The following is a 24,570-nucleotide window of genomic DNA, read 5'->3' as shown; positions in this document are numbered from 1 at the left end:
CTAGTAGACTTATTTATGGAGAAAATCATGAAACGTGAAATCTTACTGGAACGAATCGACAAACTAAAACAAATCATGCCCTGGTATGTTCTGGAATACTACCAATCTAAGCTGGCTGTTCCCTATAGTTTTACAACCTTGTACGAATACCTCAAGGAATACGATCGATTTTTCAGCTGGATTTTGGAGTCTGGAATTTCAAACGTTGATAAAATATCTGATATTCCTTTATCTGTCTTGGAAAATATGTCTAAGAAAGACATGGAATATTTTATTCTTTACCTACGTGAACGTCCTTTGCTGAATGCTAATACAACCAAGCAAGGAGTTTCTCAGACAACCATCAATCGGACTTTGTCAGCACTTTCTAGTCTTTATAAGTATTTGACCGAGGAAGTTGAAAACGATCAGGGAGAACCTTATTTTTATCGTAATGTAATGAAGAAAGTTTCAACTAAGAAAAAGAAAGAAACACTTGCTGCCAGAGCTGAAAACATCAAGCAAAAACTCTTTTTAGGTGATGAAACAGAAGGTTTTCTAACTTATATTGACCAAGAGTATCCACAACAACTTTCAAATCGCGCTCTCTCATCATTCAACAAAAATAAAGAACGTGATTTGGCCATTATTGCCCTTCTATTGGCGTCTGGTGTCCGCTTATCTGAAGCTGTTAATCTAGATCTAAGAGATCTCAATCTAAAAATGATGGTTATTGATGTCACTCGAAAAGGTGGCAAACGTGACTCTGTCAATGTCGCTGCCTTTGCCAAGCCTTATCTAGAAAATTATCTGGCCATTCGAAACCAACGCTATAAGACAGAAAAGACGGATACCGCACTCTTTTTAACTCTCTACAGAGGTGTTCCTAATCGTATCGATACTTCCAGTGTGGAAAAGATGGTTGCTAAGTACTCTGAGGACTTCAAAGTCCGTGTAACACCCCATAAACTACGCCATACGCTAGCAACCAGGCTCTATGATGCCACTAAATCGCAAGTTTTGGTCAGTCACCAGCTAGGACATGCCAGTACACAAGTCACTGACCTCTATACCCATATCGTTAATGATGAACAAAAGAATGCTCTAGATAGTTTATAATTTTACGTATTTTAAATTATGTAAATAAATATCAAAAAGAAGTTGGTTTTAGGACCAGCTTCTTTTTGATTTATCCTACTACCGCTTCAGCAATTTCTTCACGGCTAATACCAGCAAAATAGCGTGTGATATCAATGGTTTCTAGCGCCTTAAGGACGTCTTCGCGTTCGTATTTCACCCCACGAAGGACATCTTCTACTGCAGCAACGTCTTCAATACCAAAGAAGTCACCATAGATCTTGATGTCTTGGATTTTTGATTCAAGGACGTTGGCAAAAACTTCAACCTTACCACTGGTAAATTTTGTTCCACGACGAACGTTAAATTCAGGTGATTTACCGTAGTTCCAGTCCCAAGTTCCAAACTTGGTATCCTTGATACGGTTAATTTCAGCCAATTCTTGTTCAGAAAAAACATATTCAGTCATCTCTGGGTACTCTTTTTTCATGTATTCCAAGAGTAAGTCACGGAATTCTTCGACTGTGATTTTTTCTGGTAGTTCATTGACAATATTGGTTACACGGGCACGGACGGATTTCACACCTTTTGATTCAAATTTGTCCTTTGAAACCTTAAGGGCGTTAGCAAGGACTGACAAATCAACGTCAAAGAGCAAGCAACCGTGGTGCATGATACGGCCGTTGATATAGGCTTGGGCATTGCCACAGAACTTCTTACCATCAATCTCAAGGTCATTACGACCTGTGAACTCAGCTTTAACTCCAAGTTGAGCCAAAGTATTGATAACTGGAGTTGAGAAGCTCTTGAAGTCAAATGCCTTATTTTCATCTTCTTTGGAGATGATCGTGTAGTTGAGGTTATTTAAATCGTGGTAAACGGCTCCACCACCGCTGATACGGCGGACCACCTCAATACCATTTTCTCGAACATAATCACGGTTGATTTCTTCTATGGTATTTTGATGACGACCAACAATGATAGATGGCTTGTTAATCCAAAGTAGGAAGATTTGATCCTCATCCAAAAGGTGTTTAAAGGCATATTCTTCCAAGGCGATATTAAAAGCAGTGTCGTTTGAATGATTGATAATATATTTCATGATATCCCTTTATACGATAGAGACTGGAAAACATCTTTCCAGTCTAATCTATCTTTCTTTTATTTTTTCTTAGGTGAATGGATGGCCATTCCTAGAACATCTGCAAATGCTTCGTACATCACTTCAGAGTAAGTTGGGTGTCCGTGAATGGTCTTCAGCATTTCTTCAACAGTGATTTCCATTTCGATAATGCTTGATGCTTCATTGATCAATTCTGCAGCTGCAGGACCGATGATGTGAACACCAAGGATTTCTCCATATTTCTTATCTGCGATGACTTTAACGAAACCTTGAGCAGCATCAGATGCAATGGCACGACCGTTAGCAGCAAAGTTGAATTTACCGATGGCAACATCGTATTTCTCACGAGCTTGTTCTTCAGTTAGACCTACTGCTGCTACTTCAGGAAGAGTGTAGATAGCTGCAGGAGTCAAGTTCAACTTGGCAACAGCATGATTTCCTTTGAGGGCATTTTCAGCGGCAACTTCACCCATGCGGAAGGCTGCGTGCGCCAACATCTTCGTACCGTTGATGTCACCTGGTGCGTAGATACCTGGAACAGAAGTTTCCATGTATTCGTTGACCTTGATACGACCACGATCCAATTCAAACTCAACCTCTCCAATACCTTCAAGGTCTGGCACACGACCAATTGAAAGAAGAGCTTTATTTGCGATGATATCGTCTTTTCCTTCAACCTTGATACGAAGTTCACCATTTTCCTCAATGATTTCTTGGAGTTTAGTGTCAGTTAAGATAGTCATACCTTTACGCTCAAGGATCAAGCGAAGGTTCTTAGAAACTTCAGAGTCCATAGCTGGGACGATACGGTCCATCATTTCGATAACAGTCACTTTTGAACCAAATGTCATGAAGGCCTGACCGAGTTCGATACCGACAACACCACCACCGATGATAACAAGACTTTCTGGAACTTCGTTCATTTCGAGAATGTCATCACTGGTCATCACAAGTGAAGATTCCATACCAGGGACGTTGATCTTGCTGACTTTTGAACCACCAGCAAGGATGATTTTCTTGGTTTCAAGCAATTCAGAACCATTTACCAAGACATTCTTGTCCTTAGTGATCGTACCAATTCCTTTATGAACAGTAACTCCGTAGCTACGAAGCAGACCTGCAACTCCGCCAACTAAAGTATTGACAACCTTAGACTTGGTTTCAAGGAGTTTATCCATATCTACAGTGAAGTTTGGATTTTCAATCACAATACCACGGTTTGCAGCATGACCGATGTTTTCGATAATTTCAGCGTTGTGAAGATAGGTCTTAGTTGGGATACAGCCACGGTTCAAGCAGGTTCCACCAAGTTCAGATTTCTCAACAAGGGCAACCTTACCGCCGAGTTGGGCAGCTTTGATGGCTGCAACATAACCAGCAGGACCTCCACCAATCACAACAATATCAAAAGCATCATCGCTCTTACCATCATCGCTTGAGGCACTTGCTGCAGGTGCTGGGCTAGCTTCTGGCGCTGCGGCTCCAGCTGTTGGGATATTTTCCCCTTCTTCGCCAAGGTAACCGATAACTTCCGTTACTGGGACAGTTTCACCATCTCCTTTGAGAATGGCAATCAAGTACCCATCTTCTTCAGCTTCCAATTCCATGCTGACTTTGTCAGTCATGATTTCCAAAAGGATTTCTCCTTCTTTTACAAATTCTCCGACTTTTTTATTCCATTGGACGATTTGTCCTTCTGTCATATCCACGCCGGCTTTTGGCATAATTACTTCTAAGGCCATGTCTTCCTTCCTTTATCTATATCTTTAAAATGAATACTCTTGTTCTTAAATCAACATTGAGATTGGATTTTCAATCAATTCTTTCAAGTCTTTCATAAACTTAGCACCAGCCATACCATCTACGACACGGTGGTCAATTGTTAAACCAAGACTCATGATTGGGCGAATGACAATCTCACCATTGACGACAACTGGCTTCTCAATTGTCGAGCTCACACCAAGGATAGCTGAGTTTGGTTGGTTGATGATAGGACCAAAGGACTGAACGCCAAACATTCCCAAGTTACTGATTGTGAATGTTGAATTTTGCAGTTCACTTGGAGCCAATTTGCCATCCAAGGTACGGCCAATAACATCTTTGAAGGCTACAACCAACTCTGAAAGAGTCATCTTCTCAGCATTGTAAACAACAGGTGTCATCAATCCATTATCCATTCCAACTGCCATGGCAAGATTGACGTAGTTATGAGTGATAATGGTCTTTCCATCTTCGGTCAATGAAGCGTTGATGTAAGGGTGTTTCATAAGAGTCTTAACAACTGCAAGTGAAAGAAGGTCTGTTACAGTAGTCTTCTTCCCAGTTGCTTCCATGATTGACTCCAGAACCTTCTTACGAAGGGCGAGCATTTCAGTCATATCAACTTCATAGTTGAGGGTGAAGGTTGGTGCAGTTAGGTAAGATTCAACCATACGTTGGGCAATAACCTTACGCATTGGTGTCATAGGAATACGCTCGATTTCACCGTATGGTGTTACGTTATCAGGAACTTCTTCCGCTTTTTCGATTTGAGCAGGAGACTTGATAGTATCGTTTTCGATATTTTCAGGAAGCAAGGCCAAAACATCCTTCTTCATGATTTTACCACGATGACCTGTTCCTTGAATCTCCTGCCAAGCAATGTTATGTTCGAAGGCAATTCGTTTTGCAAGTGGCGAAATGCGAACCACGTTTGTGTCTTTATAAGTTTCCACGTCTTCTTTGTGGACACGACCGTTTGCACCTGAGCCAGAAACGTCGTAGAGGTTGATCCCTAAATCATCCGCTAACTTTCTAGCTGCAGGAGTCGCTCTTAGCTTGTCATCAGCCATGACCTCTCCAATTCTATACTAAGATATTAAGGACGCAGAGGGCAATGAAAAAATAGGAGATTGACGATGTGTTCGATGAACACAAGGAAATCTATCTTTTTTTCGCAGACCTCCGTCCGAATTCAATTAAATGATACAAAGGGCGTTAAAAGCGACTGAAAAATAGGAAATCTACACGGGCTTCGATGAAGCCAAGGAGATTTATCTTTTTTCCGAGCTTTTAGCCCGTGTTCAACTCTACAAGCAACTTGGATACAACACGTATCTCAAGTTGCTACGTTTGCCGCCATTACGCGGTCAACCTAGTAGCCTTACTAATTCATTCGTCGAATATTATCGATTCGACTCTCTCATGTCGCAACTTTAGAAATAACTTGATACGAAATATATCTCAAGATGTTACAGTTGTCACTATCGAGCAACCAACCTAGTAGACTTACTAAATCTTTCGTCGGTTATTATCGAACCAACTTTTCTTGTGAAAGATAACATTGACTTTACATAACTTATCTTATGTAATACTACTCTTTGTTATATGTTTTACGGATGGCATCTTTGATGCTTTCAACTGTTGGAATCATTGCATTTTCTAGGTTTTGTGCATAAGGCATCGGCACATCTTCTCCTGCACAACGACGAATTGGTGCATCTAGATAGTCAAATGCTTCCGATTCTGAAATAATAGCTGAAATCTCTCCGATATAGCCGCTTGTTTTGTGGGCATCGTTGACCAGAACAACCTTACCAGTCTTCTTAACTGAGTTAATGATAATATCCTTATCAAGCGGAACAAGGGTACGTGGGTCCACAATTTCAACTGAAATGCCTTCTTCTGCTAATTCTTCAGCAGCTTTAACCACACGGCGAAGCATTTTTCCATAAGCAACAACTGTTACATCTGTTCCTTCGCGTTTGATTTCACCGACTCCAAGTGGAATCGTGTAGTCTGGATCAACTGGCACTCCCCCTTTTTGGTTAAATTCTGACTTGTACTCAAGAATGATAACAGGGTTATTATCACGGATAGAAGACTTGAGTAAGCCTTTCATGTCTGCAGGCGTACCTGGTGCTACAACCTTAAGTCCTGGAATGTGAGTAAACCAAGACTCTAGTGATTGCGAGTGCTGGGCGGCAGAACCAACTCCGTTACCAGCTGCACAACGGATAGTCATTGGAACCTGACCTTTACCACCAAACATGTAACGTGTTTTAGCAGCTTGGTTGACGATATTGTCCATGGCAATAACCGAGAAGTCCATGAAGGTCATATCAACGATTGGACGAAGTCCTGTCATGGCTGCTCCTGCTGCTGCTCCTGAAATGGCAGCCTCAGAAATCGGACAGTCACGGACACGTTCTGGACCAAATTCTTCAAGCATTCCAACAGAAGTGCCGAAGTCTCCTCCAAAGACACCGACATCTTCTCCCATCAAGAATACATTTTCATCGCGACGCATTTCCTCAGACATAGCAAGGATAATGGTGTCACGGAAGGACATTGTTTTTGTTTCCATTTTATCTCTTTCTCCTTAGTCTGCGTAAATATCTTCAAATGCTGATTCAAGCGGTGGGAATGGACTTTCTTCAGCAAATTTAACAGAAGCTTCTACTGCTTCCTTAACTTGCGCTTGGATTTCTTCCAATTCTTCGGCACTTGCAATGTTGTTCTCAACGAGGTAGTTACGAAGGTTTTCTATTGGGTCTTTTTGTTTCCACAATTCCACTTCTTCACGCGTACGATATTTACCAGGGTCAGATGATGAGTGACCAAGCCAACGATAAGTGACACTTTCAATCAAGACTGGTCCATTGCCACCACGAACATGGTCTACAGCTTTCTTAAATCCTTCATAGACGTCGATGACATTGTTACCGTCTTCGATGAACATTCCAGGAATTCCATATGCAGCGCTACGTTGATGGATATGCTCTACATTGGTCATTTTCTTGATATCCGCTGAGATTCCATAACCGTTGTTAATGCAGTAGAAAATGACTGGGAGTTTCCAGATAGAGGCCATATTTACTGCTTCGTGGAAAACACCTTCGTTGGTCGCACCATCTCCAAAGAAGCAGACTACAATTTTTCCAGTATGTTGCATTTGCTGACTGAGGGCTGCACCAACAGCGATTCCCATACCACCACCTACGATACCATTGGCACCAAGGTTACCAGCATCAAGGTCAGCAATATGCATAGAACCACCTTTACCTTTACAGGTTCCAGTGTATTTGCCAAGGATTTCAGCCATCATTCCGTTGAGGTCAATTCCTTTGGCAATAGCTTGCCCGTGACCACGGTGGTTTGATGTGATCAAATCGTCTGGGTTGAGAGCTAACATAGCTCCCACGTTAGCTGCCTCTTCTCCAACAGAAAAGTGCGTCATTCCTGGCACTTTCCCTTTCTTAACTAATTGCGCAATTTTTAAGTCCATACGACGGATTTCTTCCATCTTACGGAACATCTCTAGCAAAAGATTTTTATCTAAAGTTGACATCTTCTTGCCTTTCTAACTTTCTTCTTACCTTACTATTTTACCGTTTTTGACAAATACTGTCAAAGTTTTTTAAAAAGAAATTTCACAAAATAAAAAAGAAAACCCCATGAAAACAAGGGATTTTCTTGTCAAGAATATTTTTTCACAAACTTTTTATCGTTTGGATTTTACTACAGATTCAAATCTCTTCATAATCACAGTTAGACGCCAACGGTAGAGGGCCCCACTTACAATTAGACTAACAATCAAGCCAATCCAATAAGAATAAGCTCCAAAGTCTGTTAGGAAATCAAATACCATAGCCACTGGTATTGCTACGCCCCAGTAACCAACCAAACCAAGGTAAAAAGGAATAACGGTATCCTTATAGCCCCGTAAAATTCCCTGAAGCGGTGCCGCAAAGGTATCTGCTAACTGGAAGAAAAGACTATAAGTCAAAAAGCGCGCTGTCAAATCGATAAATTCTAGGTCGTTACCATAAAGACTGGCCACATTTCCTCGAAAAATGTAAAGGAAGGATAAGGTGAAGCCCGCAAAAATGAGGGCAGTCCATCTTCCTAGACCAATATAGGTTTTAGCATCATCAAATCGCTTGGCTCCCACTTCATAGGAAACGACAATAGCCATAGCCGATGAGATACTCATAGGAAAGGCGTACATAAGACTTGAAAAGTTCATAGCTGACTGGTGACTAGCGATAATCAAGGACGAAAACTTAGCCATAATCAAGCCAACCACGGAAAAGATAGCCACTTCCGCAAAGACAGTTCCCCCAATAGGAAGACCTAAGCGAACTCCTTCCTTAATTTTATCCATATTAAGTGGAATTCGTTTCTCAAGGTGTAAGGCTTTGAGCTTCTCCTGTTTAAATAAAACCAGAACAGAAATCCCCAGCAAGACCCAGTAAGCCAAGGATGTTCCTAAACCTGCACCAGCTCCTCCCAGCTCTGGAACTCCAAAGGCTCCGTAAATCAAGAGATAGTTAAATCCGCTATTGAGAGGAAGTAACAAAAGCATGAGATACATAGACAGTTTGGTCAACCCTAGCGAATCCAGCAAGGAACGAATGACACTAAAAAGCAACAGGGGGATAATTCCGATAGATAAAAACCAAAGATAGCGAACTGCTACTGCCGCCACCGGCGCTTCTAGTCCAATATGATTCAAGATTGGTGGTGCCAGGAAAAGTACCAGTCCCAGTAAGAGCACAGATAGACCCAAGGCCAGATAGATGAACTGGTAAAAATCAGACGCAACTTCTTCCTTTTTGCCTCGACCAAGATGGTGACCAATGATGGGCACCAAGGCCGATACAATCCCTGTTAGAAAGGTAAAGAAAGGATTCCAGATACTGGTTGCCATAGACACACCAGCCAAGTCCATGGTATTGTATTGACCAGTCATAGTCGTATCAACAAAGGATGCAGAATAATTGGCAAATTGATAAATCAGGATAGGGAAAAATATCTTTAAAAATAAGATAAACTTGTCTTTAAAATGATGGGTTTGGTACATATAGGCTCTCTATTCTTTTTGTTTACAGAGCAGACTCCCACCTAGTTTTGATAGACGATTTGTCCCTTACATATGGTATATTTAACCTGCCCTTTTAAGGTTTCACCGATGAATGGTGAATTAGCTGCTTTTGAAGCAAAATGGGAGTCCACAAGGCGGTCAGCCTTAGCATCAAAAATAGTGATGTCCGCTGGACCATTCTCAGCCAAGTAACCTGCTTCAAAGTTATAAAGTTTAGCTGGGTTGTATGTCATCTTTTCGAGCAATTCCATCAAACTTAACTCACCAGCTTCTACCAAAAAGGTCAAGCCAAGGGACAGTGATGTTTCTAAACCAGTCATACCAGATGGCGCTTTGGTAATATCATCGACGTTTTTCTCATCTGCATGGTGAGGCGCATGGTCAGTCGCGATAACTGTGATGACACCTGACTTGAGACCTTTAATCACGGCACGACGGTCTGATTCCAAACGAAGCGGCGGATTCATCTTAGCATTGCTACCTTGTGTCAAAAGAAGTGCTTCGGTCTTAGAAAAATGCTGTGGCGCTACTTCTGCTGTTACTTGCGCACCCAATCCTTGAGCAAACTCCACTACTTTAACACTTTCTTCCTTAGACAAATGTTGAATATGAACATGGGACTTGGTTGCATAGGCAATCATGACATCACGCGCCATCATAGCATACTCAGCTACCCCAGTCGCACCACAGATATGGAAATGTTCTTTAGCAATATTTTCGTTAAACCCAAGAATCCCATTCAAACCTGGATCTTCCTCATGAAGACTAATAAAGGTATTAAGCTTTTTGGCTTCCTCCATGGCTTCCTTTACCACTTTACTGCTTTCAAGCGGAATACCGTCATCAGAAAAACCAACAGCTCCAGCTTCTAAAAGTGCCTTAAAGTCAGTTAAATCTTGCCCATTAAAATTTTTGGTAATGGTCGCAACTGTTTTGATATTAATCTTCTCTTTGGCAGCTGACTGGAGAACTTCTTGCAAAGTCTCCACGTCTGAAATGGTTGGACTAGTATTAGCCATCATGACAACAGTTGTAAAACCACCTGTAGCGGCTGCTAAGGCACCAGTATGGATATCCTCCTTGTGGGTCTGACCAGGTTCACGGAAATGAACATGAATATCGACCAAGCCAGGAGCAACTACAAGACCTGTAGCATCTAAGATTTCTGCTCCTTCTTCCTTGATTTCGGCAGCAATTTTAACAATTTTCCCATCGTGGACTAAAACATCACACACTTGATCCAAACCAGACTTGGGATCCATTACACGACCATTTTTAATTAGTAGCATCTGCTTTCTCCTTTATTCATAGAAATCAACTTGGGTATCCAACAATTTATCCCCATCATAAACAAACTTGGCTGAAAAGAAGGGTTTATCCTCTAAAAGCCACTCAACAAAGGTATGATCCCCTTCCCAAGTAGGCTTGCTCAAAACCTCGTCATAGGGAACCCATTCTAGCGTCCCCTCGTTGCAGTCAATCAAGTCCCCCTCGAACTCCGTCACCTTAAAAACATAGGTGTACCAGTCTAGATCTGGTGTGAATTCAGGAAAAGTGATAACACCTTTTAGAACTGGCTTGGCTTTAAGCCCTGTTTCTTCAAGGATTTCACGAGCTGCACATTCCTGAGGCGTCTCACCTCGCTCTAGCTTACCACCCACACCAATCCATTTCCCTTCATGGACATCATTGGGTTTCTTATTACGATGGAGCATGAGCAGTTCTTTCCCGTTATCAATGTAGCAAATTGTCGCTAACTGAGGCATATTTTCTCCTTATCTAAGCCAATCGATTGGCTCTTGTCCTGTCTCTTTTAAGAATGCATTGGCCTTGGAAAAAGGCTTGGAACCCCAAAATCCTCTATAAACCGACAAAGGACTGGGATGGGCTGATTCGATAATCAAGTGATGAGGATTGGTAACCAAGGCCTTCTTCTTGCGTGCATAAGCTCCCCAGAGTACAAAAACGACTGGTCTATCTAGATGATTGACCACCTGAATTACAGCATCCGTAAAAGGCTCCCATATCTGACCAGCATGACCATTGGCCCGTCCAGCAGGAACAGTCAAACAAGCATTAAGAAGCAAGACCCCTTGCTCAGCCCAAGCTGTCAAATCATGGGATTTCTTGACTCCGATATCATCTGACAATTCTTTCAAGATATTTTGCAAGGATGGTGGAGCTGGGATAGATTCCGGTACAGAAAAACTCAAGCCCTGCGCTTGACCTGGCCCGTGATAGGGATCTTGCCCTAGAATCACCACCTTAACTTCTTCAAGCGGTGTTGTCAAGAGAGCCTGAAAAACCTTTTCCTTGGGTGGATAAATAGTCCCCTGAGCATAGACCTGATTCATAAACTGATTGATTTTCCCAAAATAACCCTCAGGTAATTGCTCCTTAATCAAAGCATGCCAAGACGAGTGTTCCATAGCCGACTCCTTTGTTTTTACTGCCTCTATTATAGCAAAAAGTGGCTATCTAAACCACTTTTTACAGTTTATCTAAGCAATCCAGCAAGTCTTGGTAAGAATGGATTTCGTAAGTCGGCTGGGCTTGTGTGTGATTTTTGAGGTGATGAGGATTGTACCAAATCGTGCCAATCCCAGCATTATTGCCACCTTGAATGTCAGCTGTCAGGGAATCTCCAATCATCAGCGTCTTTTCTTTGCGAAAACCTTCAATCTGCTGACCGATTTTTTCATAAAAGATAGCATCTGGTTTTTGTGTTTGCAACTGTTCAGAGATAAAGACTTGATTAAAATAAGGTGCTAGACCAGATTGAGCCAAACGCCCTGTCTGGATAGTAGTAATGCCATTTGTCGCAGCATATAGCTCGTAATCTCTCTCGATAAGGCTATCCAAGAATTCATGAGCGCCCGAAATCGTTTGTCCCTGTTGGGAGAGGTAAAATTGGTAACGCTGGGCTAGAAAACTACCGTCTTTTTCCTGTCCAAAGTGAGCAAATAAACGAGAAAAGCGCGTGTTAATCAGCTCTAGTTTACTGATTTTCTTTTGTTCCAAGTCCTTCCAGAGAGCCTTGTTCATGGGAACATAATAGTCTTTATAATCCTGAATATCTGTAACCCCTTCTTCTTTTAGGAGTTGCGTCAAAGCCACATCCTCAGCAACATCAAAATCCAGCAAAGTGTGGTCGAGGTCGAAGAGTAGAAATTTGTAGGACAATTTGAGGTTTTCCTTTCTAGGTACTTAATAGATTAGTTTATTTCTTCTTTTTCTTAGTTTTATTCATCAACATACCAACTACAACTGGAGTAACCACACTTCCAACTTGTCCAACAACTTTAAGTATCTTTTTTGCTTCATCTATTTTTTTGTTTCTACACGATTCGCACTTATTGTGCTTATAACTTAATGGTAAATCCCTAGTACATGTCTTGCATTTTTTTATTTCTTTCATTCTAGCACCTCTGTCTCAATAGCATCTGGTTTATTTGGCAATTTCATTATAGAAGTTTCAATTTTTGGCAATTCTTTTGTCCAGTAATTTGTAGGCGAAGGATCAAGTAGATCAAGTCTCTCTACTAATTCTTGAGAACTGAGATAAGTTTCGTTAATAAATTTCCCAAAGTAATCCAAACTTTTTTGAGCAGCCTTTTTCTCGCCCAACTCATTATAAGCTATTGCTGCTGATAGTGAAACGATATTTACGGCTGCTAATCCATCTCTAATCTCATTCATACGAGCTTCAATTTTATCTGGTTTATCCCCTTTTAATAACTTCCCCCAAGTAGAATCTGGTTGTTCTTTAATAAAATTTACATTAGATTTTTGACTAAGCATTAGAAGGTTTCGACTATCTTCTGCATCTGAAATAACTTGCAGTAACATCATTGTTCTAATGTTTGGATCTGATATCTCTCTAGCCTGCAAGAGTTTCTGTTGACAACTATAGGCTATGGCAAGTCTATCTGACTCCTGTCCTTTTCTGACGTCTTCAATAGCATATTGTACATTTTGAATCTCCTCTGCAATCTGAGCCATTTGAATTTGTGACGAATAATCAGCTAACGCTTTATTTAATTCTGGTGTCAATTTAACAGATTTCAATGGTACATTTCCAATGACTTTATTAGTATTAGTATCTACTAATACCGCCAAGAGAGAGCCATCTTTCTTTGTCATTAATTTTAGCACTCCTTGAGCAATTTGTTCCCGTTGTTCTGGAGAAAGAATTGCCTGAAAAACCTCTTCAGGTATACTAGATTGGACAACATGGATAAAGGCTGGAGCAGAATATAACATTTTTTCTACTTCAGATAAGATTTTATTTGCATTTTTGGCTAAAGGTTGGGCTATTTCTGGTAACTTATTAAAAAACGTTGAGGGTTTTAGTTCATAACCGTCAATATCAAGAATATCAAAGTCATCTTCGCCAAAAAATAAAACTTCATCCATAAATTACTACCTCATTATGTTTAAATTATTAGAAATATTATACCATATTAAACAAAATTATGATTTTGATTTTTCTTTAATATTATCTATCAAATCATTTTTACTGGAATCTAACATAAAAAAACACTCTCCTATCCAATTGACAGCTCAAATCTTTCAGAATAGAACAATCCTAACTATCGAATACCCTAACCTCATAAATATCCATGTAATTCTAGACCTAGAATTCCTATAAACTAAATGTTTTCGCACTATTCTAAACCATTGATTACTTTAAATTTTAATTTTTGAAGGATTCTAAAGCAAGAATTGTCCAAAAATGACGATAATGAAGCTATTCGAAGCTTAGAAGGACCTTTGGTGAATTTCAATAGCACTTTAACTAGCTATTCTTACAATTTCTCTGATGAGCTTTGAGTTTTTTGCTAGCCCAATCATAGTGGCTTGACGTGCTACTAACAAAGTAGGAACCTAGATTTGTCCCTCCCGTCCACTTATAGATACCTTTGGCAAAGAGTTCGTCATTGCTAAAAATTCTATCAACTCTAAAACCTTCCTATGTGATTGTTCTAGGAGTCTAGTCGCTTCTTCTAAGGAGGTTTTCTGGTGCTTCTTCCAAAAAGTGACATTCATTTCTCCATAAGTTTTCCAATTATAAGATTCAGGGAGAAAAGGTCTTTCGTGATCTTTTTGATTAGAATGAACCCAAGTCAAAAGCAACTGATGCCATTCATAAAGATGGATCAAGACATCCCGTAGATTTTTATCCCTTTTCCAGTGAGCTTCTTTTTTCTTTGGCTCTCTTGAAAAATCAAATGGAGTCTGTAGCTCATCTTCACTTAGTTGGGAGATCAAACGATTGAGCTTTTCATAGTTTTCCTTAGAGGCCAGCATTAGCTCCTCTTTTGTTTTCGGTCTAGGCACAGGAGTACTCCCTTCATATCTCTAGTTATTATTAGAGATTTTTTATCCTTTAAATCTCTATAACTTATCCTTTAATTTCTCAACAAAGAGATAGGCTGCTGGACAGGTCAAAGTATTCTTAATCGTCAAATGGTTGATTTGATGGATCTTTTTCCTGTCTGTATGAGGAAATTCACGACAGGCCTTTGGACGAACTTCATAGATGGAACAGAGATTATCTCCTCCCAGAAAGGGACAAGGCATGGATTTAAAAACCTTATCACCATCTTCATCTACTTGCAAAAACTCTGCTTCAAAAGCTGGTAATTTCATCTTAAAATACTTGGCGATTCGTGTAATATCCGCTTCTTTAAAGTCAGGCCCCAATGTCTTGCAACAGTTGGCACAGGCCGTACAATCAATCTCCGTAAAAACTTCTTGGTGAATCTGTTGAGCTATCTTATCTAGATTTTTTGGTGGTTTTTTCTTTAGATTTGCTAAAATTTTACGGTGCTCCTTTTGCTTTTGCAAGGCTAGCTGGTGGTAATACTCAATATCAATTTCTTTAGACATAATTTCTTTCTAATTCACGTATTTTTGTCTATTATACCATAAACACTGCCCCTTTTTTGCCCCCTGAACAGAAAAAAAGCCCTTCGGATAAAATCCGAGGGGCTTAAAACGTTGTTAAATCAACGGCCGAACTTTTGAATTTCAAGGTTCGGGATAAAATAGTTCACTGAACTATTTTATTTTTTCAAGTTGTAGAATGATTTCAATCCACGGTATTCAGCTACTTCACCAAGTTGGTCTTCGATGCGAAGCAATTGGTTGTATTTAGCGATACGGTCTGTACGTGAAAGTGAACCAGTCTTGATTTGTCCTGCGTTAGTTGCAACTGCGATGTCAGCGATTGTTGAATCTTCAGTTTCACCTGAACGGTGTGATACAACGGCAGTGTAACCAGCTTCTTTAGCCATTTCAATAGCTTCAAAAGTTTCAGTAAGAGTACCGATTTGGTTAACTTTGATAAGGATTGAGTTAGCAGCACCTTCTTGGATACCACGTGCAAGATAGTCAGTGTTTGTTACGAAGAAGTCGTCACCAACAAGTTGTACTTTCTTACCAAGACGTTCAGTAAGAGCTTTCCATCCATCCCAGTCGTTTTCATCCATACCATCTTCGATAGTGATGATTGGGTATTTGTTAACCAATTCTTCAAGGTAGTCGATTTGTTCTGCAGATGTACGAACAGCAGCGCCTTCACCTTCAAATTTAGTGTAATCGTATACTTTACGTTCTTTATCGTAGAATTCTGATGAAGCACAGTCAAATCCGATAAATACGTCTTTACCTGGAACATATCCAGCAGCTTCGATCGCAGCAAGGATAGTTTCAACACCGTCTTCAGTTCCTTCGAAACGAGGAGCGAATCCACCTTCGTCACCTACGGCAGTTTCCAAACCACGTGATTTAAGGATTTTCTTAAGAGCGTGGAAGATTTCAGCACCGTAACGAAGAGCTTCTTTGAATGTTGGCGCACCAACTGGCAAGATCATGAACTCTTGGAAAGCGATTGGAGCGTCAGAGTGAGAACCACCGTTGATGATGTTCATCATTGGAGTTGGAAGAACTTTAGTGTTGAATCCACCAAGGTAGCTATAAAGTGGGATTTCAAGGTAGTCAGCAGCAGCGCGAGCTACAGCGATAGACACACCAAGGATTGCGTTAGCACCCAATTTACCTTTGTTAGGAGTACCGTCAAGTGCGATCATAGCACGGTCGATAGCTTGTTGGTCACGTACATCGTAGCCGATGATAGCTTCAGCAATGATGTTGTTTACGTTGTCAACAGCTTTTTGTGTACCAAGACCACCGTAACGAGATTTGTCACCGTCGCGAAGTTCAACTGCTTCGTGTTCACCAGTAGAAGCTCCTGATGGAACCATACCACGTCCGAAAGCACCTGATTCAGTGTAAACTTCTACTTCAAGTGTTGGGTTACCGCGTGAGTCTAGGACTTCGCGAGCGTAAACATCAGTAATAATTGACATTTTTTACTCTCCTTATGAGTTAAATTTTTTACACCTCTATAATACCTTAAAACCCCTCCTTTTTCAAGAAAAAACGTTATCTTTGTGCAAATTTTCCTTAACTTTATAAAGTAATCGCTTTCTTTTGTCTGTTTTATTCTAACTTTTATGATATACTGTTTTTATGACAGATTTATCAAAACAATTACTTGAAAAAGCTCATGGTGGCCCAAAATTAAATCCAGATGAGCAAAGACGCTATCTTGGCACTTTTGAGGAAAGAGTTCTTGGATATGCAGATATTGACACAGCAAATAGCCCTCAGCTAGAAAAAGGCTTTTTATCTATTTTAGAAAACCTTCAGGAAAAAGCAGAGCCACTATTTGTGAAGATTTCACCAAATATCGAATTTGACAAGCAAGTTTTCTACTTAAAAGAAGCTAAAGAAACTGATAGTCAAGCTACCATTGTATCTGAAGAGCATACTTCTTCTCCTTTTGGCCTGATTATTCATAGCAATGCACCAGTACAAGTAGAAGAAAAGGACCTTCGACTTGCTTTTGCAAAACTTTGGGAAGTTAAAGAGGAAGAACCATCCAAAGCATCCTTATGGAAGAAATGGTTTGGCTAAATCTTGCGCATATTTAATAAGTGCCCGATATTGGCTGCCGTGCGTTCCAGATAGAGACTGGCATTTTTCAAACTATCTTCTAAAGGTTCACTTTTCTCCAAAATAGAAAAGGCTGCTTGGATATTTTCAAATGGTAAAGGAGGTAAATCTTCAGCAAGATTACCGCAAATAGCAATAACAGGAACTCCGACAGGGGTTCTTTTTGCTACGCCTATAGGCGCTTTCCCAGCAAAGCTTTGACAATCTAGTCTTCCTTCTCCAACAATAACCAAGTCAGCATCTGAAACTTTCTTATCAAAGTTGATCAGGTTCAAGCAGGTATCAATTCCCGACACGATATTTGCCTGAGTAAAGGCACACAAACCAGCAGCAATGCCTCCACCAGCTCCTGCTCCTTTTATTTCCAATGTTGCAGGTGAGATTTTTTCATAAAAATCTTGTATTGCTTGATCTACGACTGCAAACATAGTAGGTTGTAGGCCTTTTTGTTTGCCAAAAGTGTAAGTCGCACCTTGAGGACCACATAAGGGACTCACGACATCTGCTAAAATACGAATTTGAACATCTTCAGGAATTTCATAGCAATTTTCTGTTGAAACAGAAGCTAATTTTAGTAAGGATTGACCGCATGCAGGCAAGACATTTCCATCCTTATCATAAAATTGATAACCCAATCCAGCAGCGATCCCAATTCCTCCGTCATTACTGGCCGTACCACCAACTCCGATATAGATATCTTTAATCCCTTGAGCAATGAGGTGGCGAATCAACTCTCCAATACCACGAGTTTGGATTTGAAGTGGATTTCGTTTCTCTATCGGAATTTTTCCAAGGCCAACCAAGTCGGCAACTTCAAATAGAGCCAGTTCCCCTTTTTGAAAATAGCGTATTTCTTCTTTTTGTCCAAAAGGTCCTGTCACTTGGATCCATTTTTCTTCAAGGTCAATAGAATGCCGAATAGCATCTACTGTACCTTCGCCACCATCACCAACAGGACAGAGGAGACATTCTACATCTGCTATCGATTGTTGGAAGCCTCTTTTTATTGCTTCAGCTACTTGTTGAGCGGACAAGCTTTCCTTAAATGAATCTGGTGCAATTACAATCTTCATATTTTCCCTCACTCTAAACAGTCAATCAAAGGAAGAACTTCTAAAAAATCCCTCTTGTCAACATGATTCGGTATTTCTTTTTTGAGTACTTCTTTGCCACAAAAGGCGATTCCCAATCCTGCTGACTTCAACATAAATAGATCATTGGCCCCGTCACCGATTGCAATCGTTCTTTCTTTAGAAAGTTTTAGTTTCTCTCTCCATTTTTCCAGAGTCTCTTTTTTGACCTCGGGACTGATAATTTGTCCAACTAATTCCCCTGTTAGAAAGCCACCTTTGACTTCAAGTTGGTTTGCAGAGAAATAGGCAATCCCTAGAGATTTTGCTAATTTTTCAACTATTGGTGTAAAGCCACCAGACACCAGACCAACTAGGATGGCGTTCTTTTGGAGAATGGAAATGAATTCCTGGGCATTTGGCGTTAGATGAATAGAGTTGAAGACTTTATCAAAGGCCGAAATAGGAAGACCTTCCAAGAAGGACACTCTGTCTCGTAAACTTCTTTCAAAGTCTAACTCTCCTCGCATTGCCCGACTTGTAATCAGCGAAATTTCCTCCTCACGACCTACCTCTCTTCCAAACAAATCAATTACTTCTTCTAGGATTAAGGTTCCATCCACATCCATAACACACAAGCCTTTTACTTGAAGCATCAGTTCTCCTCTCTAAACAGCCCAAAAATCGTATGAAGTCATCATACGATTTTATCTATTAATTAACTAAACTATGGTACAAGTCAAGATATGACTTGCAGGCTGTATCCCATGAGAAATCACACACCATAGCTTGTTTTTGTAGATTTCTCCAAACGTCAGGATGATTTCTATACAAGTCCAATGCTGTTTGGAAAGTCCAATTCAACCAGTAAGGAGATAGATTGTCAAAGCTAAAGCCAGTACCGCTTCCTTCGATTGGATTAAAGGCTTTAACGGTATCTCGCAAGCCACCAACTTCATGGACCAATGGCAAGGTTCCGTAACGCATAGCCATCATCTGAGACAAGCCACACGGTTCAAAACGACTCGGCATGAGGAAGAGGTCACAAGCAGCGTAGATTTCTTGAGCTAGTTTGACATCAAAAGTGATATTTGCTGATAGCTTGTCTGGATAGATTTGAGCAAACCATGAGAAAGCTCCTTCAAATGCTGGATCGCCAGTTCCCAAAAGAACAATCTGAACATCATTTTGCAAGAGATGGTGCAGACTTTCGACCACCACATCAAAACCTTTTTGACGTGTCAAACGAGAAACAATTCCCACCAGTGGAACATCAGCTCTAACTGGCAAGCCTACTCTCTCTTGCAATTTTGCCTTGTTTTGGGCCTTCCCAGACAAATCTTCCTGATTAAAATGATAATCTAATAGGGCATCCGTCTGAGGATTATACAGGTCAGCATCAATCCCATTCACGATACCAGATACCTTACCAGACTCCATTCGAAGAATCTGATCCAAGTTACATCCGAACTGACTGGTCATAATTTCATGAGCATAACTAGGTGAAACGGTTGAAACACGGTCCGCATAGAGAATACCTGCCTTCATCCAATTCAGACAGTTGTTCCAGCGAAGGGTGCCATCAGCGTAACGTTCAAAGCCGACTCCAAACAAATCCCATAACATTCCTTCTGAAAATTGTCCCTGGAATTCTAAATTATGAATGGTTAAAACTGTTTTAATGCCCTCATAGGCTTGAATCCAACGGTATTTTTCCTTCAACAAGAAAGGAATCATAGCTGTATGGTAGTCATGAACATGGAGAAGATCAGGAATAAAGTCAATCCTTTCCATAGCCTCAATGGCAGCCAGTTGGAAGAAAGCGAAGCGTTCCCCATCATCAAAATCACCGTAAACATGGCCTCGGAAGAAATAGTATTGGTTGTCAATAAAGTAGAAGGTTACACCGTTCAAGACGGTTTTCTTAATCCCACAGTACTGTCTGCGCCAACCAACACTCACCTCAAAATGAAGAACATCTTCAATTTGATTGCCAAATTTAGCCTCTACCATGTCATAGTAGGGTAAAATCACTGCAACTTCGTGCCCAGCTTTTACCAGTGATTTGGGAAGAGCGCCAATAACGTCTCCCAAACCACCTGTTTTTGAAAAGGGTGCACCCTCTGCTGCTACAAATAAAATTTTCATGAATGAATATCCTCTGTTACTTTGCTACCTTTCTTAACGACGACTGGATGTTCTGCAGTTCCACGGATCACAACTCCATCCGCAACTTCAACACCCTTGTCCAAGATAGCATATTCTACCTGAGCACCTTCTCCAATAACAACACGAGGGAATAAGATGCTATCTTTAACCAAGCTATCCTTATGGACATGAATATTACGTGATAAAACAGAATTAGCCACTTGACCTTCAATAATACTACCAGATGCAAACTGAGAAGTGCTTACCTTAGATGTATTAGCATAATAAGTTGGCTCTTCGTTTTTGACCTTTGTATAAATCTTTTGATTTGGTGAGAAGAGAGAGTAGAATTTTTGTGATTCAAGCATATCTTTGTTAGCTTGATAATAAGACTCTACAGAGTGAATATTTGCCAGATAACCTGTGTACTCGTAGGCAAAAGCCCCTTCTTTTGCAGCCAAATCCCGTAAAACATAGCGCAACTTCTCTGGATGTTCTTTCTTAGCTTCTTCTTCTAAGCGTTCAATCAACCAAGGTGTATCAACGACAAAGATATCTGTAGACATGTTATAGATTTGATCTGGTAACTTGCTATCAAAGAGTTTATGAGAACGAACATGGTCTGTTTCATCCACTTCCAAGATTGCGTTTACTTCTGAAATGTCTTTCTTAGCTAGTTTTTTATAAACTACAGTGATAGGCCCTTTTGTTGTACTATGTAGATGGAAAACTTGGTTCAAATCAATATTAATCAAAACATCACAGTTGAGGGCAACTGTTTGGTTGGAGCCAGAACGTTTCAAATAAGTAAGAAGCTGTTGGTAGTATTCTTTTCCAACTGTGCTACTTTCTACACGGGTATTGTAAATACCTAGATAATAGTGACTGAGAAGAGTTGATAAGCCCCACTCACGTCCTGAACGGATATGGTCAAAGACAGAACTGATATTATCTTGTTGGAAAATACCAAAGATACTACGGACACCTGCATTAGCAAGACTTGAAAGCGGGAAGTCAATCAAGCGATATTTACCACCAAATGGCAAACTAGCTACTGGACGGTGGTCGGTCAATGTTGACATATCATGAAAACCAACTGTGTTTCCTAAAATGGCAGAATATTTATCAATCTTCATCTGTTGCTACCCCCACTACTTCATCATATCCTACAACTTGTACTTCTTCTGTTCCATCAATTTCGACACCATCAGAAATAACTGCACCTTCACCAATAATGGCACGTTTGATTTTAGCTCCCTGACCAACAATTGCACCACTCATGATAACTGAATCTACTACTTCTGCCCCTTCGCGAACTTGCGCACCTGTTGAAAGGATAGAATGTTTAACAGTTCCATCTACGAAACAGCCATCAACAACCAAGGAATCTTCCACGTGAGCATTTGCCCCAAGGAAGTTTGGTGGTGAAATTAAGTTTCTTGAGTAAATCTTCCATTGACGGTTACGGCTATCCAAGGCATTTTCTGGAGAAATGTACTCCATGTTTGCTTCCCAAAGAGACTCAATCGTACCAACGTCTTTCCAGTAACCATTAAATTCGTAGGCATAAACACTTTCACCTGACTCAAGGTAATTTGGAATGACATTTTTACCGAAGTCTGACATATCGACATTGCTCTTTTCAGCAGCAACGAGCATATTGCGCAGACGTTGCCAATCAAAAATGTAAATTCCCATAGAAGCTTTGGTAGATTTAGGTTGAGCTGGTTTTTCTTCAAACTCAACAATACGATTGTTTGCATCTGTATTCATGATACCAAAACGGCTAGCTTCCTTAAGAGGAACATCAAGAACTGCTACTGTCAAACTTGCATTATTATCCTTGTGTGACTGGAGCATATCATCATAGTCCATTTTATAGATGTGGTCCCCAGAGAGAATTAAGACATACTCAGGGTTGACACTGTCGATATAATCAATATTTTGGTAAATAGCGTGGCTAGTCCCCTCAAACCAACGATTTCCTTCACTTGCAGAATAAGGTTGAAGAATAGAGACACCAGAATTGATACCATCTAGTCCCCAGCTTGAACCATTCCCAATATGGTTGTTGAGAGCAAGTGGTTGGTACTGTGTAATGACTCCAACATTGTTGATACCTGAGTTGGCACAGTTTGAAAGAGCAAAGTCAATGATACGGTAGCGCCCACCAAATTGCACAGCTGGTTTTGCAATGCTTTGAGTGAGTTTACCGAGACGAGTTCCTTGCCCACCAGCAAGAATCAAAGCTAACATTTCATTCTTCATTTTCTACTCCTTTTTGGTTTTTACTTGTGACGGTTTTAGTAGGTTTCAAGCGACGTTTGATTTTCCAAACACTTGCTCCCATAGCCGGTAGGGTAAAGGTCAAGGTCTGCTCATAATCTTTCCATAGTCCTTCTTGCGTTTGCACAGTTTGATTATGTTCTTTCCAAACGCCTCCCCACTCTTCTAACTCAGTATTCCAGACTTCTTCGTAAATCCCTGCAACAGGAAGTCCGATTGTAAAATCTTTTCGTTCAACAGGTGCCATATTAAAGATACAGACTAACATATCATCCTTCTTACCCTTACGGATGAAGGAAAGAACACTCTGGTCTCGATTATCCGCATCGATGATTTCAATACCATCATAGCTGGTATCAATTTCCCACAGACAGCGGTGGTCTTTGTAAAACTGATTTAGCTGAGAAGTGAAATACTTCATCTTAGCATTCATTGGATCTTCTAAGTTTGACCATTCCAACTGTTCTTCAGATTTCCATTCTAGGAATTGCCCATATTCACTACCCATGAAGAGCAATTTTTTACCTGGGTGACAAATTTGGTAAGTGTAGAGATTGCGCAAGCCTGCGAATTGATTGTAGCGATCTCCCCACATCTTGTGCATCATACTCTTCTTGCCATGAACCACTTCATCGTGTGAGAATGGTAGGAGATAATTCTCTTTGAAGACATACATAAAGCTGAAAGTCACCAAGTTAAAGTCGTATTTACGATAAATCGGATCTTCTTCATAGAAACGGAGGATGTCATTCATCCAACCCATATTCCATTTGTAGTCGAAGCCAAGACCATCTGAATCCTTAGTGTCAGTAATCTGAGTAGCTGATGAACTTTCCTCCGCTATCATCATCACATCAGGATGAACTAGTTTAATCACATCATTCAAGCGTTGAAGGAAATAATAACCTTCATAGTTGAGATTGCCACCATCTTTATTAGGTGTCCATGGAGCATCATCGTAGTCAAGATAGAGCATGTTGCTAACGGCATCTACGCGAATACCATCTAAATGATAAAAATCAATCCAGAACTTAATACTAGAGATCAGGAAAGACTGGACTTCATTCTTTCCAAGGTCAAAATTAAGTGCTCCCCAACCGTAGTTATGAGCCTTATTATGGTCTTGGTATTCAAAAGTCGGTGTTCCATCATAATAGGCCAAGGCATCATCATTGATAGTAAAGTGACCAGGTACCCAGTCTACAATAACACCTATATTGTTTAAGTGACATTCCTCAACAAAATCTTGAAATTCTTCAGGACGACCATAGGCATGCTCTAGAGCAAAGTAACCCATAAGCTGATAGCCCCAACTCAAACCTAGTGGGTGAGACATCAGGGGCATAAACTCAATGTGAGTATAATTCATCTCAACCAAGTAAGGAATGAGTTCATCTTTCAATTGAGCAAAACTATAGGGGCTGCCATCAGGATTTCTCTTCCAAGAGCCAGCATGAGCCTCGTAAATATTAACAGGACGCTCTTCAAAGCTCAAGCGTTTTCTACGGGCTAGCCAGAGGCCATCCTTCCATTTCTTTTCTGGAATATCTGTTAAAATAGCCCCAGTACCAGGTCGTGCCTCATATCGAACAGCCAAAGGGTCAATCTTCATCAGTTGATGACCATTTGCACGCGTGATATGGTACTTATAAATTTGGCCTTCTTGAGCAAGACTGGTAAAGACTTCCCAGACTCCAAATTCATTCCGTTCCATCGGAATTTGATTTTCAACCCAATTGGTGAAATCCCCTACCAAGTGAACAGCCTGAGCATTAGGCGCCCACACACGAAAAGTATAGCCATACTCTCCATTTTTTTCTTCCCTATGAGCTCCCAGATAGTGCTGGAGGTGAAAATTTTCACCTGTCATAAAGGTTTCTAAAGCATTATTCTTATCCATACACCCTCCTATTTCTGTAAGCGTTTTCCATAGATTTATTATACTACCTTTTTAGGGAAGATTCAAGTAAATTACGGAATTTGCAAAAAAATCTTTTGAA

The 24,570-nt window shown here is 40.5% G+C and carries 22 protein-coding genes and 1 pseudogene; 2 read left to right on the top strand and 21 right to left on the bottom strand.

The window, feature by feature from the left end; genetic code table 11:
• The first annotated feature begins 27 nt into the window (after window positions 1-27).
• A complete protein-coding gene (gene xerS / locus CBI42_RS03970; RefSeq protein WP_094753312.1) occupies window positions 28-1,098 on the top strand; it encodes a tyrosine recombinase XerS in 1,071 nt (356 codons plus the stop codon).
• 70 nt (window positions 1,099-1,168) lie between these two features.
• Here xerS and CBI42_RS03965 read toward each other — a convergent pair whose 3' ends face one another.
• The 15 genes and pseudogenes from CBI42_RS03965 to eno all read right to left on the bottom strand — a co-directional run bounded on the left by CBI42_RS03965 (window position 1,169) and on the right by eno (window position 16,417).
• Window positions 1,169-2,158: a lipoate--protein ligase gene (locus tag CBI42_RS03965; RefSeq protein WP_094753311.1), complete on the bottom strand. Its 990-nt coding sequence runs from the start codon at window positions 2,156-2,158 to the stop codon at window positions 1,169-1,171.
• Between the two features lie 59 nt (window positions 2,159-2,217).
• Window positions 2,218-3,921 (bottom strand): dihydrolipoyl dehydrogenase, encoded by a 1,704-nt coding sequence (gene lpdA, locus CBI42_RS03960; RefSeq protein WP_094753310.1) that lies wholly within the window; start codon window positions 3,919-3,921, stop codon window positions 2,218-2,220.
• 45 nt (window positions 3,922-3,966) lie between these two features.
• Window positions 3,967-5,010, bottom strand: a complete 1,044-nt coding sequence (locus CBI42_RS03955) for a dihydrolipoamide acetyltransferase (RefSeq protein WP_094753309.1) — start codon at window positions 5,008-5,010, stop codon at window positions 3,967-3,969.
• Between the two features lie 521 nt (window positions 5,011-5,531).
• Window positions 5,532-6,524, bottom strand: a complete 993-nt coding sequence (locus CBI42_RS03950; protein WP_094753308.1) for an alpha-ketoacid dehydrogenase subunit beta — start codon at window positions 6,522-6,524, stop codon at window positions 5,532-5,534.
• 15 nt (window positions 6,525-6,539) lie between these two features.
• Window positions 6,540-7,508, bottom strand: coding sequence for a thiamine pyrophosphate-dependent dehydrogenase E1 component subunit alpha (locus tag CBI42_RS03945; RefSeq protein WP_094753307.1), 969 nt, complete (start codon window positions 7,506-7,508; stop codon window positions 6,540-6,542).
• A gap of 153 nt (window positions 7,509-7,661) precedes the next feature.
• On the bottom strand, window positions 7,662-9,023 hold the full coding sequence (gene pdrM, locus CBI42_RS03940; protein WP_094753306.1) for a sodium-coupled multidrug efflux MATE transporter PdrM: 1,362 nt from the start codon (window positions 9,021-9,023) through the stop codon (window positions 7,662-7,664).
• 41 nt (window positions 9,024-9,064) lie between these two features.
• Window positions 9,065-10,333 carry a dihydroorotase gene (locus CBI42_RS03935; protein WP_049510716.1) on the bottom strand — a complete coding sequence of 423 codons (1,269 nt, stop codon included), beginning with the start codon at window positions 10,331-10,333 and terminating at the stop codon, window positions 9,065-9,067.
• Window positions 10,334-10,345: 12 nt separating this feature from the next.
• Window positions 10,346-10,810 carry an NUDIX hydrolase gene (locus CBI42_RS03930; protein WP_001135768.1) on the bottom strand — a complete coding sequence of 155 codons (465 nt, stop codon included), beginning with the start codon at window positions 10,808-10,810 and terminating at the stop codon, window positions 10,346-10,348.
• A gap of 9 nt (window positions 10,811-10,819) precedes the next feature.
• Window positions 10,820-11,473 carry a uracil-DNA glycosylase gene (locus CBI42_RS03925; RefSeq protein ID WP_094753305.1) on the bottom strand — a complete coding sequence of 218 codons (654 nt, stop codon included), beginning with the start codon at window positions 11,471-11,473 and terminating at the stop codon, window positions 10,820-10,822.
• 61 nt (window positions 11,474-11,534) lie between these two features.
• Entirely contained in the window at window positions 11,535-12,227 is a 693-nt protein-coding gene (locus CBI42_RS03920; protein ID WP_094753304.1) for a YjjG family noncanonical pyrimidine nucleotidase, read from the bottom strand.
• 37 nt (window positions 12,228-12,264) lie between these two features.
• The gene (locus CBI42_RS03915) at window positions 12,265-12,462 is read right to left on the bottom strand and encodes a hypothetical protein (protein ID WP_023942550.1); all 198 of its coding nucleotides are present in this window, start codon (window positions 12,460-12,462) and stop codon (window positions 12,265-12,267) included.
• Window positions 12,459-13,460 carry a hypothetical protein gene (locus CBI42_RS03910; RefSeq protein WP_094753303.1) on the bottom strand — a complete coding sequence of 334 codons (1,002 nt, stop codon included), beginning with the start codon at window positions 13,458-13,460 and terminating at the stop codon, window positions 12,459-12,461. Before CBI42_RS03910 ends, CBI42_RS03915 begins: the two co-directional genes overlap by 4 nt.
• A gap of 382 nt (window positions 13,461-13,842) precedes the next feature.
• A pseudogene (locus CBI42_RS03905) lies at window positions 13,843-14,384 on the bottom strand (ClbS/DfsB family four-helix bundle protein).
• Window positions 14,385-14,441: 57 nt separating this feature from the next.
• A complete protein-coding gene (locus CBI42_RS03900; protein ID WP_061589742.1) occupies window positions 14,442-14,936 on the bottom strand; it encodes a YkgJ family cysteine cluster protein in 495 nt (164 codons plus the stop codon).
• A gap of 176 nt (window positions 14,937-15,112) precedes the next feature.
• Complete coding sequence (gene eno, locus CBI42_RS03895) at window positions 15,113-16,417, bottom strand: surface-displayed alpha-enolase (RefSeq protein WP_000022813.1); 1,305 nt, start codon at window positions 16,415-16,417, stop codon at window positions 15,113-15,115.
• 163 nt (window positions 16,418-16,580) lie between these two features.
• Between eno and CBI42_RS03890 the strand changes: the two genes are divergently transcribed.
• Window positions 16,581-17,027: a DUF1694 domain-containing protein gene (locus CBI42_RS03890; protein ID WP_000131087.1), complete on the top strand. Its 447-nt coding sequence runs from the start codon at window positions 16,581-16,583 to the stop codon at window positions 17,025-17,027.
• Here the strand turns inward: CBI42_RS03890 and CBI42_RS03885 are convergent.
• Genes CBI42_RS03885 through glgB form a run of 6 tightly spaced genes read right to left on the bottom strand, consistent with a single transcriptional unit; the run spans window position 17,024 to window position 24,470 of the window.
• Window positions 17,024-18,139, bottom strand: coding sequence for a glycerate kinase (locus CBI42_RS03885; RefSeq protein WP_094753302.1), 1,116 nt, complete (start codon window positions 18,137-18,139; stop codon window positions 17,024-17,026). The genes CBI42_RS03890 and CBI42_RS03885 overlap by 4 nt on opposite strands.
• Window positions 18,140-18,147: 8 nt before the next feature.
• Window positions 18,148-18,792: a phosphoserine phosphatase SerB gene (serB, locus tag CBI42_RS03880; RefSeq protein WP_094753301.1), complete on the bottom strand. Its 645-nt coding sequence runs from the start codon at window positions 18,790-18,792 to the stop codon at window positions 18,148-18,150.
• A 58-nt stretch (window positions 18,793-18,850) separates the two neighbouring features.
• Complete coding sequence (gene glgA / locus CBI42_RS03875; protein ID WP_094753300.1) at window positions 18,851-20,284, bottom strand: glycogen synthase GlgA; 1,434 nt, start codon at window positions 20,282-20,284, stop codon at window positions 18,851-18,853.
• Complete coding sequence (gene glgD / locus CBI42_RS03870; RefSeq protein WP_094753299.1) at window positions 20,281-21,420, bottom strand: glucose-1-phosphate adenylyltransferase subunit GlgD; 1,140 nt, start codon at window positions 21,418-21,420, stop codon at window positions 20,281-20,283. The genes glgA and glgD overlap by 4 nt, the downstream gene beginning before the upstream one ends.
• Entirely contained in the window at window positions 21,410-22,552 is a 1,143-nt protein-coding gene (locus CBI42_RS03865) for a glucose-1-phosphate adenylyltransferase (protein WP_020902830.1), read from the bottom strand. Before CBI42_RS03865 ends, glgD begins: the two co-directional genes overlap by 11 nt.
• Complete coding sequence (gene glgB, locus CBI42_RS03860) at window positions 22,542-24,470, bottom strand: 1,4-alpha-glucan branching protein GlgB (protein WP_094753298.1); 1,929 nt, start codon at window positions 24,468-24,470, stop codon at window positions 22,542-22,544. The genes CBI42_RS03865 and glgB overlap by 11 nt, the downstream gene beginning before the upstream one ends.
• Window positions 24,471-24,570: the final 100 nt, after the last annotated feature.

It is taken from the genome of Streptococcus sp. KR (assembly GCF_002238115.1).
Taxonomy (GTDB): domain Bacteria; phylum Bacillota; class Bacilli; order Lactobacillales; family Streptococcaceae; genus Streptococcus.
This window is presented reverse-complemented; position numbering and strand designations above follow the sequence as displayed.